The following is an 18,056-nucleotide window of genomic DNA, read 5'->3' as shown; positions in this document are numbered from 1 at the left end:
TCTTCCGGTTATGCAACTGATATTCCTCCTCATAACCTAGGAGAAGTCATCGATGCAGTCATTTACAAAATTGACCATCCGAATGCCTCGCTGGATAAATTAATGGAAAAAATGCCTGCACCTGACTTTCCGACCGGTGGAATCATTCAAGGTAAAGCAGGAATTAAAAAAGCTTATGAAACCGGAAGAGGAAGAGTAGTCGTTCGAGGGTTGGCTGAAATAGAAGAGCTAAGGGGCGGCCGGGAGCAAATTGTCATTACAGAGATCCCCTATGAGGTGAATAAAGCCAACTTAGTCAAACGGATGGATGAACTTCGCATTGACCGGAAAGTCGAAGGCATCAACGAAATTCGCGATGAAACAGATCGAACGGGCTTACGAATTGTCGTTGAACTTAGGAAAGATGCTGATAGTCAAGGGGTCTTAAATTACCTTTATAAAAATACGGACCTTCAAGTGAACTACAATTTCAATATGATTGCCATTTCTGATCGCACACCGACACTTATGAGCTTACCGGGTTTATTAGATGCTTATATCAATCACCAAAGAGACGTTGTTATACGCCAATCTGAATATGATTTAAATAAAGCCCAAGCAAGAGCACATATCGTTGAAGGTTTAATTTACGCTATTTCAATTTTAGACGATGTCATCGCGACCATCCGTGCCTCGCAAAACAAAAAAGATGCAAAAGAACGGTTAATCGCCGCTTATAACTTTACAGAAAAACAAGCTGAAGCCATTGTCATGCTTCAACTTTATCGATTGACCAACACTGATGTAACCGACTTGGAAGAAGAAGCAAGTAAGTTGAGAGAAACGATTGCTCGCTTACAAGAGATTCTCGGTAATGAAGAAGTTCTGAAGAAAGTCATCAAGGACGAGCTTCGACTAGTCAAGAAAAATCATAATGATGAGCGACGTACTCGGATTGAAGATGAGATAGAAGACTTAACCATCAATTTAGAAGTTTTGGTCCCTTCAGAAGATATCGTTGTGTCCTTGACGCGGGATGGTTATATCAAGCGGACAAGCACTCGTTCATTTGGTGCCTCAAGCATTGAAGATCTCCAGCGAAAAGAGGGAGATGAACTCATTCAATTAATGGAGGTTAACACAACTGATACGTTACTTGTGTTCACAAACAAAGGTAACTACTTGTACATCCCCATCCATGAACTTCCAGATATAAAATGGAAAGATATGGGACAACACGTAGCGAACATCATTTCTATTCCTAGTGATGAAAAAGTGATCAAAGCCATTCCAGTACGAGAATTTACTGAGACGCAATATATTTTATCGGTCACGAAAAATGGCATGATCAAAAAGACTTCATTAAATCTGTATAAAGTTCAGCGGTATTCACGACCGATTAATGGAATGAATCTGAAAAAAGAAGATGAAGTGATCAATGTACATTTGACGGATGGAAATCAAGAGATATTCATTGCTAACAATAAAGGGTTTGGTCTCTGGTTCCATGAGTCAGAAGTTAACCCTATAGGAATTAAAGCCGGTGGTGTAAAATCCATGCAGCTGAAGAAAGACGAATACATTATTAATGGTGAGATTTTTGATGACTTAAGTGATCCGTCACTTTTTGTCGTCACACATCGTGGTGCATGTAAACGAATGAATCTGTCACAGTTCGAGCAAAGCACTCGAGCGAAACGTGGGTTAGCGATGCTGAGAGAACTGAAGCGGAATGCACATCAGCTTGTTGGTTTCCATTTAGTTAGCGAAGACACAACCGTCCAGCTACGAACAGAGAAAGGTATAATTGAAACAGTTATGCCATTGAACCTAAAAACAGCCGACAGGTACAGTAATGGGTCATTTGTGGTAGACACAGATCAAACCGGACCAGTGATCGATACGCAAGTAGAGGCTCGTTACCGGGAGTATTTCACTTCGGGTGAGTAATCTCATTGATCCTGGAGAAAATTCTTAATGAAGAAACAATATCTTGTCCATGATACTCCGTTATCACGGGCATTTCTGTGAGGTCTTAAAATGGGTTAGTATGTAGTAAGAAGTAAAGGCATGGAGACCCTTGATTATTCATAACAAAATATTCTAGCGATTTTGATCATCCTAAATAAGAGCAAAACCTAAACGATCAAAAGTAAAGAAGGTATATACATGAAGAACAGCTGGAAAATTTACTTCCAAGATTTGAAGAATATATCACGTAATTGGGTCGCTGCTATTTTAATTGGCGGACTTATTTTATTACCCTCTTTATACGCGTGGTTTAATATAGAAGCCTCATGGGATCCCTATAGTCAAACCAATCAAATTCCAATCGGTGTTGTCAATGAAGATTCAGGAGGCGAGATTAAGGAAAACAAAATTAATGTGGGTACAGACCTAGTCGAAACACTTGAAAACAATCAGTCAATGGATTGGCATTTCACGAACCGAGAAAAAGCAATGAAAAATTTAAAATATGGTGATTATTTCGCGGTTATTGTCATACCAGAGGATTTCTCGGAAAATTTATCATCGGTTATATCCAATGAACCTAAAAAGAGCGAGATGGAATATTACGTAAACGAAAAAATTAATGCTGTTTCACCAAAAATAACGGATAAAGGTGCTAGCACGATAGTACAACAGGTTAGCAGTAATTTTATTTCTGCAGTGAATGGCGTTATTTTTGAGATGTTTGATGATATTGGCATAGAGTTGAACGATAAGTTACCAGATATCAAGCAGTTTGAAAATTATATTTTTGAGATGGAGAAACAGTTACCAGAAATATACGAGTTGGTCTCGAACGGACTTGAAGACACGAAAAATGCACAATCGATTATTAATAAAGCCCAAAACAAATTGCCAAAAGCTGAACGGACAACAAATGATGGTCTTCAAACTGTGAATGAAACAGCTGATTTATTATCAAAAGCTGAAGATCGGTTAAATGAAATGGCACCCCAAATTGAAACGGATTTGGAGAAGGCTCAAAACACCGCGGAAGATATTAACAAACTACTTCAAGATGCAAAAAATATGAATATTGACTTCAGTGAAGGGAAAGAGCTGCAACAAAGCATTGATCGTTCATTGGATGATGCGACTAGTCGTTTGGATGAAATTGAAAGTGATTTAAAACAGCTGAAAGAAATGAATCAAGCACAACAAAATAAAGACAGTGAGCAAGAAAATGAGAGCAATGGAGACGGTTCAACAGATCAGGAAAATCATGAGCAAAATGGTAACCAACAGGACATCCAAAATAACAACAGTGATAATGATCAAGTGATTGATGATGCATTGGAACGACTAAGCATATTACGTGAGGCGCTTGAGGAAGTGCAAGATAATGGTCAAAATATCACTGCATTTATTGAGGATAAAAAACAGGAAGTCGACTCTGTTGTCACAGACTTAGAGGAGTTATCTGCTAACACAGCAAATAAAATAGGGGATTTTTTGAAATACTATAAAGAAAATATTGAGCCGGTAGTGAAACAAAAAATTAGCGATGCTCAACAAACGTTAACGAGTGCAGATGATATTTTGTCAGAGATCAAGTCAACAATTCCGGAAGTTAAAGAAGTCTTGTCCAGTACTGAAACCCATATTGGTGATGGTCAAGGAATGTTGAATACGATTCTTGGTGAATATCCATATGTGAATAGTAAAATCAATGAACTCGCGGATCGAATTCGAGAAATTCAGGGTGAAACAGATATTAATGAAATGATCGAATTATTACGGAATGATCCTGAAGCAGAAAAAAACTTTTTTGAGGAACCTGTCAAGTTGAGCAAAAATGAGCTCTTCCCAATTCCAAACTATGGTTCAGGAATGACGCCATTTTATACTGTTTTAGCTATATGGGTCGGTGGTTTGTTGCTGATTTCATTACTGGCCGTTGATGTACATGATAGAGAAGGTCTAACTGGCCGAGAACGTTACTTTGGTAGGATGTTTACCTTCCTTACAATCGGATTATTGCAAACTCTTGTCGTAACGTTAGGTGACTGGTTATTGATTGGTTCGTATATTGCACATCCTGTTTGGTTTGTCTTATTCGGATTGATAATTAGTATCGTTTTTATGACATTGATCTATACACTCGTATCGGTCTTTGGCGATGTCGGAAAAGCAATGGTCATTGTTTTACTCGTTCTGCAAATTGCTGGTGCAGGTGGTACGTACCCAGTTATTTTATTACCAAAACTGTTCCAGGCAATTAGCCCATTCCTTCCTTTCACCTATGCAATTGATTTAATGCGTGAAGCGGTCGGGGGCATTATATGGGAGTCGGCAATTCACGACATGATTATTCTCAGTTTATTTGGGATCGGAGCCTTGTTATTCGGAACGTTACTGAAAAATGTAATTAACAAACATACAGACAAATTGATGAAAAAATCTAAGGACGCCGGTTTATTTCATTGATTTTAATCGGTAGAGAAAAAAATCAATCTAAACAAAATACAGTGTTATTTAAAAGAGGCTGAGATGACAACAATGTGATCTCAGCCTCTTTATCATTAAAAAAATAAGTGAATTGTTTTACTTTTTTAACAAATGTGATAATATGATAAAAAAGGTGGGGAGGGGTCATGAGTTTACGTGAGAAAATCATCGCTTCATCATTGAAGTTATTTTCTGAGAAAGGCTTCCACGGTGTGAGCGTTCAAGATTTAGTGAATGATTCTGCGACATCAAAAGGCGGATTTTATCATCATTTTTCATCAAAAGATGAACTTTTATATGTCATCCACGATAAGTTTATTACATATGTTCTAAGTGAAGCACACTCGGCAAAAGAAAAATATGACCGCCCAATGAAACAGTTGCATGAAATTTTAAAGTCTTTTGTTCGTGTGTTTGACCTGTACAATGAACATATTACCGTTTTTTATCAAGAAAATAAGTATTTAAAACAAGAATATGAAGAAATCATTAAACAAAAACGGAATGAGTTCAAACGAATCATCTATGAAGTGATCAATGATGGTCAGCAATCTGGAGATTTCAGAGGAAGTTTACCTCCAACGATCACCACGATGTCAATTCTAGGCATGGTCAACTGGACGTATAAATGGTATCAACGAGATGGTGAGAAGGATATTGAACAAGTGTCATCTGTCTATATAGACCTTTTAATGCATGGCTTACTGACAGATGAAGCCCTAAAAGAGTATGAAGCTTCTTCATTATACGTCGAATTGAATTTTTGAAGTATCTAACAATCGCTTAATTCAAAGCGTTTTTATTTAAGAGTTTACAGACCAACCAGTCGGTCTCAATAGTGTGTGGCTTTGAAATTCAATAAAAGCAATTAAGGGAGGAATGTTCATGAATTTCGAATTGACGAAAGAACAGGAAATGACGAGAAAGATGGTTCGCGATTTTGCGGTAGACAAAATCAAGCCAAGGGCAATTGATATTGACACAAAGGCTGATTTTCCCGAAGATCTATTTAAAGAAATGGGTGAACTAGGGTTACTGGGAATTCCTTTTCCGGAAGAAGAGGGTGGTTCTGGCGGCGATACTGTAACCTATGCACTAGCCGTTGAAGAAATTGGTCGTGTATGTGGGAGTACAGGACTAAGCTATGCGGCAGCTGTTTCACTTGGTTCCAGTCCGATTTATATGTTTGGAACGGACGAACAAAGAAAGAAATTTTTGAAACCGCTTGCAGAAGGGGAAGCGCTAGGATCATTCGGATTGACGGAGCCAAATGCAGGCTCTGATGCCGGTGGGACAAAAACAACAGCCAACCTGGAAGGTGACGAATACGTAATCAACGGAGAGAAGTGCTTTATTACAAATGCTTCCTATGCCAAGCAAATTATTGTAACGGCCGTTACCGGAAAAGATTCTCGAGGTAAAAATATCATTTCAGCAATTATCGTTCCAACCGATAGTCCAGGCTTAAAAATTTCTGATAATTACGATAAAATGGGTGTCAGAGGTTCTAACACAGCTGAAATTGTATTAGAAGATGTAAGAGTTCCAAAAGAGAATCTATTAGGTGATCCTGACGCTGGCTTCAAGCAATTTTTGCGTACGTTAGATGGCGGAAGAATTTCAATTGCAGCGTTAGGTGTCGGAATTGCTCAAGCTTCGCTGGACCGCGCGTTGGCTTATGCGAAGGAAAGGAAACAGTTTGGGAAACCAATTTCTTCCTTCCAAGCGATTCAATTTAAATTGGCCGATATGGCTATGGAAGTCGAATTGGCTCGCAATATGGTTATGAAAGCCGCATGGCTGAAAGATAACGGAAAGCCGTTTACGAAAGAAGCTGCTTATGCAAAATTGTTTGCAACAGAAACGGCGACGCGATCAGCAAACCAAGCAATTCAAATACTTGGTGGTTATGGTTACATGAGAGAATACGAAGTTGAACGATTTTTACGGGATGCCAAGCTGTTGGAAATCGGTGAGGGAACCTCAGAAATTCAACGAATGGTGATCGCTCGGCAATTAGGATGCTAGATTAAAAAGGAGGATTGCATATGAGTCTACTGACGTCAACCATTGGCGAATTGCTAGAAGAAAAAGTGGATGAGAGACCAAACCATGAAGCTGTCGTTTATCCTGAGAAGGGTATTCGTTGGACTTATCAAGAGTTCGATGAAAAAGTGAATGAGACAGCTAAAGCGCTTATGGCTCTCGGTGTTGAAAAAGGTGAGCATATCGCAATTTGGGCTGACAATAAACCGGAATGGGTCTTGACTCAGTTTGCTACAGGAAAAATGGGCGCTGTATTAGTGACGGTGAATACCAGTTATCAAGCAGCAGAATTGGAATATTTACTGAATCAATCAGACACAACAACATTAATTCTAGCAGAAAATTTTAAAGGAACATCCTATGTAGATATCGTTAATGAAGTAGCTCCCGAACTGAAAAACAGTGAACCGGGGCAACTGAACAGTGATAAAGTTCCGAAATTAAAACGAGTCATCGTTCTAGGGGAAAAACAAATTGCAGGCTGCTACACATGGGATGAGTTACTGCAAAAAGCAAAAGATGTTTCAGATGAAGATCTACGAAAAAGAAAAGAATCACTTCATCACGATGACATTATCAACATGCAATACACTTCAGGTACAACCGGTTTTCCTAAAGGTGTGATGTTGACCCACTATAATATCGTCAACAACGGAAAACAGGTTGCCGAGGGAATGAATTTTACAGGTGAAGATCGTTTATGTGTGCCAGTGCCACTCTTTCACTGTTTCGGCTGTGTGATGAGTACGTTAGCAACAGTCTCCAAAGGAGGCACAATGGTGATGATTGAACAATACAATCCTGAAGTTGTTTTACAAGCTGTTCAAGATGAAAAATGTACAGCATTACACGGTGTTCCGACAATGTTCATTGGAGAGTTGAATCATCCTGAATTTGACCAATTTGATCTCTCGTCACTTCGTACAGGAATCATGGCCGGTTCCAATTGTCCGAAAGAAGTCATGAATGATGTCATTCATAAAATGGGTGCTTCTGAAGTAACCATCTGTTACGGACAAACAGAAACATCGCCCGTTTTTACACAAACTCGACCGACTGATTCAATAGAAATCCGAACGACATCCGTTGGAAAAGTTCATCCGAATGTCGAAGCAAAGATCGTTGAACCAGGTACAAATCAAACACTTCCTCCAAATGAACCTGGTGAAATCGTGACTCGTGGTTACCACGTCATGGCAGGTTATTATAAAAATGAAGAAGAGACGAATGCGACGATTGATGAGGATGGATGGCTGCATACGGGTGATATCGGAATCATGGATGAAGATGGTTATTTCCAAGTGACTGGTAGAATGAAAGACATGGTCATCCGTGGTGGAGAAAATATTTACCCACGGGAGATTGAAGAATTCATCATTACACATCCGGATGTGTTGGATGTTCAAGTCGTCGGTGTACCAGATCCAAAATACGGTGAAGAGTTAATGGCCTGGATCATTCCAAAAGAAGGTGCCAATTTAACAGAAGAAAACATCAAATCGTTCTGTAAAGGTAAAATCTCGCATCATAAAATTCCGAAATACATTGAGTTGACAGAAGAATACCCAATGACAGCAAGTGGGAAAGTTCAAAAATACCGATTAAGAGAACAAGCAAAAGATTTAATTCAAATCGACTAAGTCACAGTTACAGGAGGTTATTATGTTTCAATCTATTCTAATCGCAAACAGAGGAGAAATAGCTTCACGTATCATCAAAACATGTAAGCAATTAAACATTAAGTCCGTGGCCGTATATTCCGACCCGGATGAAGACTCACCGTATGTGGAAGAAGCAGATGTTGCTTATCCTCTTGGGGGATCACGTGTCAATGAAAGCTATTTAAACATGGATAAAATCTTCGAAATTGCCAAAGAAGCCGAAGTAGAAGCGATTCACCCAGGGTATGGACTATTAAGTGAAAATGCTTCATTTGCTAGACGTTGCGAGGAAGAGGGCATTACCTTTATTGGACCGACACCAGATGTGATTGAAAAAATGGGCAGTAAATTATCCGCAAGAAAAGCGATGGAAGAAGCGGGAGTTCCCATTATTCCGGGTACAAACGAACCCGTTGAAACAGTTGACGCGGCAAAAGAGGTTGCGAATGAGATCGGTTACCCTGTAATGGTAAAGGCGTCATACGGCGGTGGCGGTATTGGAATGGAGATTGTGAAAAGCGAATCGGAGCTGGAAAAAGCGATTGAATCCAATGCACACCGTGCGGAACAATTTTTCGGTAACGGCACTCTATTTATTGAAAAAGTCATAGAAGATGCCCACCATGTTGAAATCCAAGTGCTAGGTGACCATCACGGAAATGCGGTTCATTTATATGATCGTGAGTGTTCCATTCAACGTCGACATCAGAAAGTCATTGAAGAAGCACCATCACCACTTTTAACGGAAGAAACAAGACGTGAAATGGGTGAAAAGGCGGTGCAAGCCGTCAAATCCTTAGGCTATCGGAATGCCGGGACACTTGAATTTTTAGTAGACGAAGATCAAAACTATTATTTTCTTGAAATGAATACAAGACTTCAAGTGGAACACCCAGTTACCGAAGAGATCACAGGCATCGATCTTGTTGAACAACAGATTCGTATTGCCAGTGGTGAAGAACTCGCGATTAATCAAGGGCTGGTACAAATCCAGGGTCATGCAATTGAAGCCCGCATTTATGCAGAGGATCCGAAGACGTTTTTTCCGTCTCCAGGTACAATCGAAGACTTAATCATTCCAAAAGAGGAATTCATTCGGAATGATCAATCCATAAAAAAAGGATTTAAAATCACACCTTTTTACGATCCAATGGTTGCGAAGTTGATTGTTAAAGGCAAAGACCGAAACGAAGCGATCAGTCGATTAGAGACGGCCCTATCCATGTACAAAGTAGAAGGAATAAAGACGAACATCCCACTATTGTTAAATATAGCTGCTAATCAAGCATTTCAAGATGGTAATACACAAACATCATTTATCCAAGAACACATAACAAACAAATAGGAGGAATATAAAATGGAATTAAAATCATCAATGGCAGGAAACGTATGGAAAATTGTTTTAAATGAAGGTGACCAAGTAGAAGAGGATCAAGACGTAGTTATCTTAGAATCTATGAAAATGGAAATTCCAATTCCGGCAGAATCAGCTGGCACGATTAAAGAATTAAAAGTATCGGAAGGTGACTTTGTAAACGAAGGAGATGTTCTCGCTGTCATTGAATAAGCTAGGGAGGCACCGAACATTTATGGATTTACCAGAACAAGTTACGATTAAAGAAGTCGGCCCACGCGATGGCTTGCAAAATGAAAAGAAGGAAATATCTACGGAAGATAAAATTGCATGGATCAATCAACTCTCTGAGTCAGGCTTATCCTATATTGAGATCACTTCATTTGTACACCCGAAGTGGATTCCACAACTAAAGGACGCCGTTGAGGTTGCCCAGTCCATCAAACGTAAAGAAGGCGTTACGTATGCAGCTCTAGTCCCAAACATGAAGGGGCTGGAGCGAGCATTGGAAGCTGACGTAGATGAAGTATCGATTTTCATGTCAGCCAGCGAAACGCATAATAAGAAAAACATTAATAAATCCATTGAAGAGACTTATCCAGTATTGCAGGAAGTTGTCACTGGTGCTAAAGAAGCCGGAAAAACAGTCAGAGGCTATGTATCAACTGTATTTGGTTGCCCTTATGAAGGTTCAGTAGATGAAAATCAAGTAGTCGACGTTTGTCAGCGTCTTTTTGATATGGGAATTGACGAGCTTTCACTTGGTGACACGATAGGTGTGGCAAACCCTCGTCAAGTTCACGATTTCTTGTGCAAAATGGAACATATTCTTTTAAAAGATCAGATTGCATTGCATTTTCACGACACGAGAGGTATGGCGCTAGCAAACACGGTAACTGCCTTACAGTTAGGATATCATACCTTTGACGGTTCACTGGGTGGCCTTGGTGGATGTCCATATGCCAAAGGGGCTACAGGAAACCTTGCAACGGACGACCTTGTCCATATGATTCATGAAATGGGCATTGATACAGGTGTTGATCTAGACAGACTGACGGACGCGGGGTTCTTTATCCAGGATAAAATTGGTCAGGCATTACCAAGTAAGCAAATGCAAGTAAGAGCAAAAGAATAAAAGGTGTGAGAAACAATGGATACAATTGATTTTCAGATTGTCGATGAAACGATCGGAATTTTAAAGCTGAATCGACCGAATGCCGCTAATGCTTTTTCATTGAAATTGCTGGATGACTTTAATCAGCAATTAGATGAAATTGAGCAAAATGACCAGCTGCGTGTACTAATCATTACAGCCGTCGGCGAAAAAGTGTTTTGTGCAGGCGCGGATTTGAAAGAGCGAGCATCGATGAGTGAAGAAGAAGTTGTTAAAACTGTAGGGAAAATTGGCGACCTCGTCTCACGGGTTGAACAGCTTAAGATTCCGACGATTGCGGCTATTAATGGTGCTGCTTTCGGTGGAGGATTAGAGCTAACGCTTGGCTGCGATATTCGTATAGCGAGCCGTTCAGCGAAAATGGGATTGACTGAAACATCATTAGCTATTATTCCAGGGGCAGGTGGAACCCAACGTCTTTCAAGACTCATTGGACTTGCGAACGCTAAATATTATATTTTGACAGCGAAGCGATTTGGAAGTGATGAAGCTAAACAAATCGGTTTGGTTCAAGAGATTTTTGAACCAACGGATCTTGAAGAACAAGCATTATCGATGGCCAAACAGATTGCTGGCAATGGACCAATCGGTGTCAAAATGGCCAAAAAAGCAATCGACAAAGGTTATGAACTATCTAAAATTGATGGATTGAAAGTCGAGCGAGAGTGTTATTTAGAAACGATTCCGACGGAAGATCGATTAGAAGGATTGCAAGCATTCAAAGAAAAACGAAAACCACAGTATCAAGGGAAATAGGTTGTAAAGAGACAGAAAGGGTGTAACGACATGACGACAGAAAATCATGAAGAATTACGTCGAAATATTGAGTCCGGCGGTGCGGAAAAATATCATGAAAAAAATAAAGAAAAAGGGAAAATGTTTGTCCGTGATCGATTAAAAAAACTGCTGGATGACGATCTTAATGTTGAAGATGCCTTTTTTGCTAACTGCATGGATGGATCACTTCCGGCAGATGGCGTTGTCACTGGCATTGGAAAAGTGAATGGCCAACGTGTTTGTATCATGGCGAATGATTCAACGGTAAAAGCGGGGTCTTGGGGTAAGCGAACCGTCGAAAAAATTCTTCGAATCCAAGAAACCGCGATGAAATTAGAGCTGCCTATGCTTTACTTAGTCGATTCGGCAGGTGCTCGTATTACTGATCAAATCGACATGTTTCCAAATAGAAGGGGAGCCGGACGAATTTTTTACAATCAAGTGAAACTTTCTGGAAGAGTGCCACAGGTTTGTTTATTATTCGGTCCATCTGCTGCAGGCGGCGCCTACATACCGGCGTTTTGCGATGTTGTTATTATGGTTGATGGCAATGCTTCCATGTATCTCGGTTCACCAAGAATGGCAGAAAAGGTCATTGGTGAAAAAGTAAGCCTCGAGGAAATGGGCGGAGCTAAAATGCACACATCCGTTTCTGGTGTAGGTGATGTGTTAGTAAAAGACGAGTCTGAAGCAATTGCATATACACAAAAGTATTTAACGTATTTTCCTGAGAACTTTAGAAGCAAACCACCAGTAGCTGAAACTAAATCGCCAGCTTCATTCGAAAAGACCATCAGTGAAATAATTCCGGAAAATCAAAACGCTCCATTTGATATGCACCAGTTAATCAAACGTTTGATTGATGCGGATAGTTTCTGTGAAATAAAGAAAAACTTTGCGAAAGAATTGATTACCGGTCTCGCACGAATCGATGGAAAAGCCGTGGGCATCATCGCCAACCAACCACGAATGAAAGGTGGCGTATTATTCCATGACTCCGCCGATAAAGCAGCAAAATTCATTCAATTATGTGATGCATTCAATATACCGCTAGTGTTCTTAGCTGATATTCCAGGATTCATGATCGGAACACGAGTTGAGCAAGCTGGAATCATTCGCCATGGAGCAAAAATGATTTCTGCAATGAGTGAAGCAACCGTACCGAAAATCTCTGTTGTTGTTCGCAAAGCTTACGGTGCAGGACTTTACGCTATGGCTGGACCAGCGTTTGAACCGGATGTAACGATTGCCTTACCAACAGCCCAAATTGCCGTCATGGGACCAGAGGCTGCAGTAAATGCTGTATATGCGAATAAGATTGCCGAACTTCCAGAAGAAGAGCGACCAGCATTCATCCAAGAAAAACATAAGGAATACCAAGAGAATATCGATATATATCGATTAGCTTCTGAAATGGTTATTGATGATATTGTCGAACCGGACAATCTAAGAAAAGCGTTAGAACTTCGGTTAGATGCCTATCAATCTAAAAATCTTCACTTTACCGAAAGAAAACATGGTGTTTATCCAGTTTAATATTTCATAGTAATAGAACCAGCAGCTGATGACAAACGGCTGCTGGTTTTTCACTTAGGAGGAGATTTATATGAAGTTTGATGCAATTGTTATTGGAGCAGGGTTGTCTGGGTTAGTAGCGACGGCCGAGATTGCTGACCGAGGAAAGAAAGTATTGTTATTGGACCAAGAACCAGAAAGCTCATTCGGTGGCCAAGCTTGGTGGTCCTTTGGCGGATTGTTCTTGATTGATTCACCTGAACAGAGACGAATGGGGGTTCATGACTCGTATGAATTGGCTAGACAGGATTGGTTCGGCTCAGCGAACTTTGACCGAGATATCGAGGATTATTGGGGAAAACAATGGGCAGAAGCATATTTAAACTTCGCAGCAGGTGAAAAACGCTCTTGGTTACGTAAGATGGGCATCAAATTCTTTCCGGTCCTCGGTTGGGCTGAACGAGGTGGTGGCTTAGCGGATGGACATGGAAATTCAGTTCCTCGTTTTCATATTACATGGGGAACAGGTCCTGGAGTAGTAGCACCATTTGAAAAACGTATCCAAGAACATATTCAAAAAGGAAACGTTACATACAAGCCACGTCACCGAGTCGATACGTTAATTGTCCAAAATAATGAAGTTAATGGAGTATCCGGTACTATTTTAATAGATGATCCCGTTAATCGAGGAGAAAAAAGTTCAAGAAAACCGGCAGGCGAATTTCAATATAACGCCGAATCAATACTCGTTGCAAGTGGTGGAGTGGGAGCAAACTTTGATTTGATTCGTCGGAATTGGCCCAAGCGACTAGGGAATCCACCGAAGAGTATGCTTTCAGGCGTTCCCGATTATGTAGATGGTAAAATGATAGAAATTGCAGAGGAAGCAGGTGCTCGAATCGTTAACCGTGACCGCATGTGGCATTATACAGAAGGGATAAAAAATTGGAATCCCGTCTGGTCTGCACATGGCATTCGCATATTACCTGGACCCTCATCCATTTGGTTAGATGCAGAAGGGAATCGATTCGACGCTCCGAATTATCCAGGATTTGATACATTAAGCACACTTGAAGCCATTATGAAAACAGGCTATGATTATTCTTGGTTTATTTTAACGCAAAAAATTATTGAAAAGGAATTTGCCTTGTCCGGTTCCGAACAAAACCCGGATTTAACCGGTAAAAGCATTAAGCAACTGTTAAAGCGTTTGGGTTCTGGTGCTCCAGAGCCTGTAGAAGCGTTTAAAAAACACGGTGAAGACTTCATTGTTGAAGATGACTTAGAAACCTTAGTGGACAAAATGAACGCATTGAGTGGAGAGGAATTACTCGATTATGAGAAAGTTAAGCACCAGTTGGTAGCAAGGGATCGACAAATCGATCATAAATTTACGAAAGATCTTCAAGTAGCTGCTCTTAGAGGTTCTCGATTTTTTCGTGGAGACCGGATCATCCGGACAGCAAAACCACATAAAATTTTAGATCCTAAAAATGGTCCCTTGATTGCTGTCCGATTAAATATTCTGAGCCGGAAAACTCTGGGCGGATTGCAAACTGATTTATCAGGACGTGTTTTGGGTGAAGATGGTAATTCATTGAAAGGCTTGTATGCTGCTGGAGAAGCTAGCGGGTTTGGTGGAGGAGGGATCCATGGCTACCGAGCACTCGAAGGAACCTTTCTGGGTGGCTGTTTATTCACTGGTAAAGTCGCAGGCACTACAATTGGGAACTTCTAGAAATCTAGATTATCATAAACTTATTATGTTAACCGAATAGTTGAGTATAATTTTATTATGTAAACTGAACAGGTGACCATATTACTCTTATGTAAACTAGGTTCGTGATAATTTGGCGTTTTTAATATTCCTCGATATAATAGAGCTAGCATTTTGATAAATAGAAAAGAGTGACTGACATGAAAGATCAAAAAGTTATTTTTATCGATATCGACGGAACGATCCTGAATTCGGATAAAGAAATACCTCAATCTACAAAGGAAGCCATTCAAGAAGCTAAACGCCAAGGTCATCATGTTATTATAGCGACTGGGCGGGCACCTTTTATGTTTACAGATTTACTGAAAGAGCTTGCTCTAGATTCGTTCGTGAGCTATAACGGTCAATTTGTTGTTCTAAACGGAGAAGTAATTTTTACAAATCCTTTAAATATTGATTCATTAATTGAGTTAACAAATGATGCACTTCACCATAATCATCCTGTTGTATTTATGGACCATGAGGATATGAAAGCAAATGTACCTGAACATCCTTTTATCGAAGAGAGTATAATGACGTTAAAAATCAATCATTTTCCTACCCATGATCCGTACTACTATAAAGGTAGGGATTTATATCAAACATTATTGTTCTGTGAAGAAGGGGAAGAAGCGAGATACGAAGAAAAATTCACAGACTTTGATTTTATTCGTTGGCACCCATTGTCCGTGGATGTCTTGCCAAAAGGCGGATCCAAATCGCTTGGTATTCAAAAAATGTTAAGTCACCTAGATGTACCGAGTGAAAACATTTATGCCTTTGGTGATGGGCTGAATGATATTGAAATGTTAACGGACGTGGAACATGGTGTGGCTATGGGGAATGCATTAACAGAGGTTAAAGCCGCTGCGCGACATGTGACACACTCAGTCGATGATGATGGCATTTATCATGGTATGAAAAACTTAGGTATTATCTGAATCGAAAGCTTGGTGGAATATCACCAAGCTTTTTTGTTGATTGGTTTATAACTTGGCTTTGTTAAAGTTCGCTGTTGATGATTAAGTATTGATTTCTCCCTGATTTATCGACGGCTTCGCACGGTTTTTCGATGGCTTTGTCCAATTTATCGACGGCTTCACTCGGTTTTTCGATGGCTTCGTTCAGTTTTTCGACGGCTTCACATGGTTTATCGGCAGAACGATGTTACCCCATGGGACGTGTGGTTTTATCGGAAAATCTTTCATTTTGCCCGCTAGATATCGTCACCGATGTGATTCAAATTCAACTACTCAGCTCTATATTATTTGAAAACCAACACAAATCTTTAACAGAGCCTATAACTTAACCAGCGAGTTGTTGAGGAATATCTATTTACAGAAAGGGGAAGTGAATAAATAGAACATAGCAAGGTGAGGGATTCACATATGAAATGGCGAGGAAGGAAAAAGAGTAGCAACGTAGAAGATCGTCGTGGGAAAAGTATATCTGGTAAGGGAATTGCCGGACTTGGTGGAGTCGGAATCATTATTATGGTGGCAATTGCACTGATTACCGGAAATCCGACAATGATTTTAGAGCAATTACTCGGCATCCAAGGGGAACAACAATCTACGACAGCTCCTTATACAGAAACAGAAGAAGATCAGGAACTTGCAGATTTTGTTTCGGTGGTGTTAAACGATACAGAAGCAGTCTGGTCTGAACGATTCGAAGAAAATGGCATGACTTATAAGGAGCCGACATTAGTACTGTATACGGACGCAGTTCAAACAGCCTGTGGATTTTCGAGCTCTGCAGTAGGTCCTTTTTATTGTCCTGGCGATCAAAAGTTATATATTGATTTAAGCTTCTATAACCAGTTGAAAACGGAATTCAACGCATCAGGTGATTTTGCGATGGCATATGTCATTGCGCATGAGGTGGGTCATCATGTACAAACATTGCTTGGTAAAAGTAAGCAATTAAATCAATTGCGACAGGAACTTAGTCAAAATGAATTCAATGAGTATTCCGTTCGTTTTGAATTGCAAGCGGATTATTACGCTGGGGTTTGGGCGCATCACGTTGAAGATTTAGGTTATTTGGAACAGGGTGATATCGAAGAGGCATTAAACGCAGCTACTGCTGTTGGAGATGACACCATTCAAAAAAGGACCCAAGGGTATGTCGTCCCCGATAGTTTCACACACGGAACAGCCGAACAACGGCGTACATGGTTTCAAGAAGGTTATGAAAAAGGTACGATCGAGGGCGGACAACCATTGGATTTAGACCAATAAATAGTTTTTAATTATAAGCTCATTCCATATTTATTTAAAAGATCAATGATTCCGTAACGTGTGTTCTTATCTCTACCTGTCACGGTGTTAGCTGTCACTAATGAATTTAAAATAGCCTCTTCAGTTGCTTCACCAGCAGCTCTGAAAGCATCTTCAAGCAATTCTTCATGAATAAAGGAAAAGGCTAACGGTTCAGGAACCGGTGAATGTGGGATTTTTGTTGCTGTTGAAAAACCAATCGCGATATCACCACTCCCGTGTCCGATGATTGAGCCTGTTCTAGAGAGACCCGTAACTGTTCGCTTCAAAATGCGCTTCAGCTGTCGGTCGAATACTGGAAGGTCGGTTGCTAAAATAATCATGATTGAGCCTTTATCAGGTGATTTTGAATCATTTAAATGTTTGTCTAGTTCCATGCCAATCGCTCGACCATCCATCGTTAAATCACCTAGATTGCCAAAATTGGATAAAATTAAGACACCTAATGTATATTGTTTTTCCCCAATAGTCATCAGTCTTGACGCAGAGCCAATACCGCCTTTTAAGGAATAACAAACCATTCCTCTACCAGCACCGACCGCACCTTCTTCAAAGTGATCAGTTGCATTGTCAATGGCTGCCAAAACATGTTGCTTCGATATCGCTTTCTGTCGGATATCATTTAAAATCATATCATTACATTCACCGACAATAGGATTGATCGTACCAGTTGTTCGGCCAATTTCAGGATTGGACTCAAGCATATAATCGACCAGGTGGTTCGCAGTTATTCCGGCACTTAATGTGTTTGTCAGTAAGATCGGTGTTTCGATTGTGCCAAGTTCATCCAACTGGGTAAGTCCAATTGTTTTTCCGAATCCGTTGATAACATGAGAAGCACCTATGACTTTTTCTTTAAATAGATTTCCAGAATGGGGCAGGATGGACGTCACCCCTGTTTGAATAGCTCCTTCTCTGATTGTCGAATGACCTACTTGTACGCCTTTCACGTCTGTTATCGCATTCTTTTTTCCTGGTTGCAGCTGTCCAATTTTTATCTCATAATCTCTTAATCGATACTGTTTTTTCATTTTAATCACCTACATTGGAAAAG

General features: G+C 40.2%; 14 protein-coding genes. 13 read left to right on the top strand and 1 reads right to left on the bottom strand.

Features of this window, described 5'->3' with window-relative positions:
- The 13 genes from FPQ10_RS01345 to ypfJ form a co-directional block, all read left to right on the top strand.
- The coding region (locus FPQ10_RS01345) for a DNA gyrase/topoisomerase IV subunit A (protein WP_255439607.1) at positions 1-1,929 on the top strand (1,929 nt) is incomplete at its 5' end.
- A gap of 219 nt (positions 1,930-2,148) precedes the next feature.
- Entirely contained in the window at positions 2,149-4,416 is a 2,268-nt protein-coding gene (locus tag FPQ10_RS01340; RefSeq protein WP_144159082.1) for a YhgE/Pip domain-containing protein, read from the top strand.
- A gap of 167 nt (positions 4,417-4,583) precedes the next feature.
- Positions 4,584-5,204: a TetR/AcrR family transcriptional regulator gene (locus FPQ10_RS01335; protein ID WP_144159079.1), complete on the top strand. Its 621-nt coding sequence runs from the start codon at positions 4,584-4,586 to the stop codon at positions 5,202-5,204.
- Positions 5,205-5,322: 118 nt separating this feature from the next.
- A complete protein-coding gene (locus FPQ10_RS01330) occupies positions 5,323-6,465 on the top strand; it encodes an acyl-CoA dehydrogenase (protein ID WP_144159076.1) in 1,143 nt (380 codons plus the stop codon).
- Positions 6,466-6,485: 20 nt separating this feature from the next.
- Positions 6,486-8,123, top strand: coding sequence for an AMP-binding protein (locus FPQ10_RS01325; protein ID WP_144159073.1), 1,638 nt, complete (start codon positions 6,486-6,488; stop codon positions 8,121-8,123).
- A 22-nt stretch (positions 8,124-8,145) separates the two neighbouring features.
- Positions 8,146-9,489 (top strand): acetyl-CoA carboxylase biotin carboxylase subunit, encoded by a 1,344-nt coding sequence (locus FPQ10_RS01320; RefSeq protein WP_144159070.1) that lies wholly within the window; start codon positions 8,146-8,148, stop codon positions 9,487-9,489.
- Positions 9,490-9,501: 12 nt separating this feature from the next.
- Entirely contained in the window at positions 9,502-9,711 is a 210-nt protein-coding gene (locus tag FPQ10_RS01315; RefSeq protein WP_144087855.1) for an acetyl-CoA carboxylase biotin carboxyl carrier protein subunit, read from the top strand.
- A 22-nt stretch (positions 9,712-9,733) separates the two neighbouring features.
- Positions 9,734-10,633, top strand: coding sequence for a hydroxymethylglutaryl-CoA lyase (locus FPQ10_RS01310; protein ID WP_144159067.1), 900 nt, complete (start codon positions 9,734-9,736; stop codon positions 10,631-10,633).
- Positions 10,634-10,648: 15 nt separating this feature from the next.
- Positions 10,649-11,428, top strand: coding sequence for an enoyl-CoA hydratase-related protein (locus FPQ10_RS01305; protein WP_144159064.1), 780 nt, complete (start codon positions 10,649-10,651; stop codon positions 11,426-11,428).
- Positions 11,429-11,458: 30 nt separating this feature from the next.
- Positions 11,459-12,985: an acyl-CoA carboxylase subunit beta gene (locus tag FPQ10_RS01300; protein WP_144159061.1), complete on the top strand. Its 1,527-nt coding sequence runs from the start codon at positions 11,459-11,461 to the stop codon at positions 12,983-12,985.
- 70 nt (positions 12,986-13,055) lie between these two features.
- Positions 13,056-14,702 (top strand): FAD-binding dehydrogenase, encoded by a 1,647-nt coding sequence (locus tag FPQ10_RS01295; protein WP_144159058.1) that lies wholly within the window; start codon positions 13,056-13,058, stop codon positions 14,700-14,702.
- 179 nt (positions 14,703-14,881) lie between these two features.
- Positions 14,882-15,661, top strand: coding sequence for a Cof-type HAD-IIB family hydrolase (locus tag FPQ10_RS01290; protein ID WP_144159055.1), 780 nt, complete (start codon positions 14,882-14,884; stop codon positions 15,659-15,661).
- Positions 15,662-16,108: 447 nt separating this feature from the next.
- Positions 16,109-16,963 carry a KPN_02809 family neutral zinc metallopeptidase gene (gene ypfJ, locus FPQ10_RS01285; protein WP_144159052.1) on the top strand — a complete coding sequence of 285 codons (855 nt, stop codon included), beginning with the start codon at positions 16,109-16,111 and terminating at the stop codon, positions 16,961-16,963.
- 11 nt (positions 16,964-16,974) lie between these two features.
- Here ypfJ and FPQ10_RS01280 read toward each other — a convergent pair whose 3' ends face one another.
- A complete protein-coding gene (locus FPQ10_RS01280) occupies positions 16,975-18,033 on the bottom strand; it encodes a DmpA family aminopeptidase (RefSeq protein WP_144159049.1) in 1,059 nt (352 codons plus the stop codon).
- Positions 18,034-18,056 lie beyond the last annotated feature (23 nt).

Origin of the sequence: Allobacillus sp. SKP2-8, assembly GCF_007559355.1 — a bacterium.
Taxonomy (GTDB): domain Bacteria; phylum Bacillota; class Bacilli; order Bacillales; family Alkalibacillaceae; genus Allobacillus; species Allobacillus halotolerans.
The sequence above is the reverse complement of the archived record's forward strand: the minus strand, read 5'-3'. Positions and strand labels throughout refer to the sequence as shown.

What these genes read in the sequence shown, in the direction of transcription:
- FPQ10_RS01340 (WP_144159082.1), top strand. Translation starts at nt 2,149, where the DNA reads ATGAAGAACAGCTGGAAAATTTACTTCCAAGATTTGAAGAATATATCA.
- FPQ10_RS01290 (WP_144159055.1), top strand. Translation starts at nt 14,882, where the DNA reads ATGAAAGATCAAAAAGTTATTTTTATCGATATCGACGGAACGATCCTG.
- FPQ10_RS01335 (WP_144159079.1), top strand. Translation starts at nt 4,584, where the DNA reads ATGAGTTTACGTGAGAAAATCATCGCTTCATCATTGAAGTTATTTTCT.
- FPQ10_RS01295 (WP_144159058.1), top strand. Translation starts at nt 13,056, where the DNA reads ATGAAGTTTGATGCAATTGTTATTGGAGCAGGGTTGTCTGGGTTAGTA.
- ypfJ (WP_144159052.1), top strand. Translation starts at nt 16,109, where the DNA reads ATGAAATGGCGAGGAAGGAAAAAGAGTAGCAACGTAGAAGATCGTCGT.
- FPQ10_RS01320 (WP_144159070.1), top strand. Translation starts at nt 8,146, where the DNA reads ATGTTTCAATCTATTCTAATCGCAAACAGAGGAGAAATAGCTTCACGT.
- FPQ10_RS01315 (WP_144087855.1), top strand. Translation starts at nt 9,502, where the DNA reads ATGGAATTAAAATCATCAATGGCAGGAAACGTATGGAAAATTGTTTTA.
- FPQ10_RS01325 (WP_144159073.1), top strand. Translation starts at nt 6,486, where the DNA reads ATGAGTCTACTGACGTCAACCATTGGCGAATTGCTAGAAGAAAAAGTG.
- FPQ10_RS01280 (WP_144159049.1), bottom strand. Translation starts at nt 18,033, where the DNA reads ATGAAAAAACAGTATCGATTAAGAGATTATGAGATAAAAATTGGACAG.
- FPQ10_RS01330 (WP_144159076.1), top strand. Translation starts at nt 5,323, where the DNA reads ATGAATTTCGAATTGACGAAAGAACAGGAAATGACGAGAAAGATGGTT.
- FPQ10_RS01300 (WP_144159061.1), top strand. Translation starts at nt 11,459, where the DNA reads ATGACGACAGAAAATCATGAAGAATTACGTCGAAATATTGAGTCCGGC.
- FPQ10_RS01310 (WP_144159067.1), top strand. Translation starts at nt 9,734, where the DNA reads ATGGATTTACCAGAACAAGTTACGATTAAAGAAGTCGGCCCACGCGAT.
- FPQ10_RS01305 (WP_144159064.1), top strand. Translation starts at nt 10,649, where the DNA reads ATGGATACAATTGATTTTCAGATTGTCGATGAAACGATCGGAATTTTA.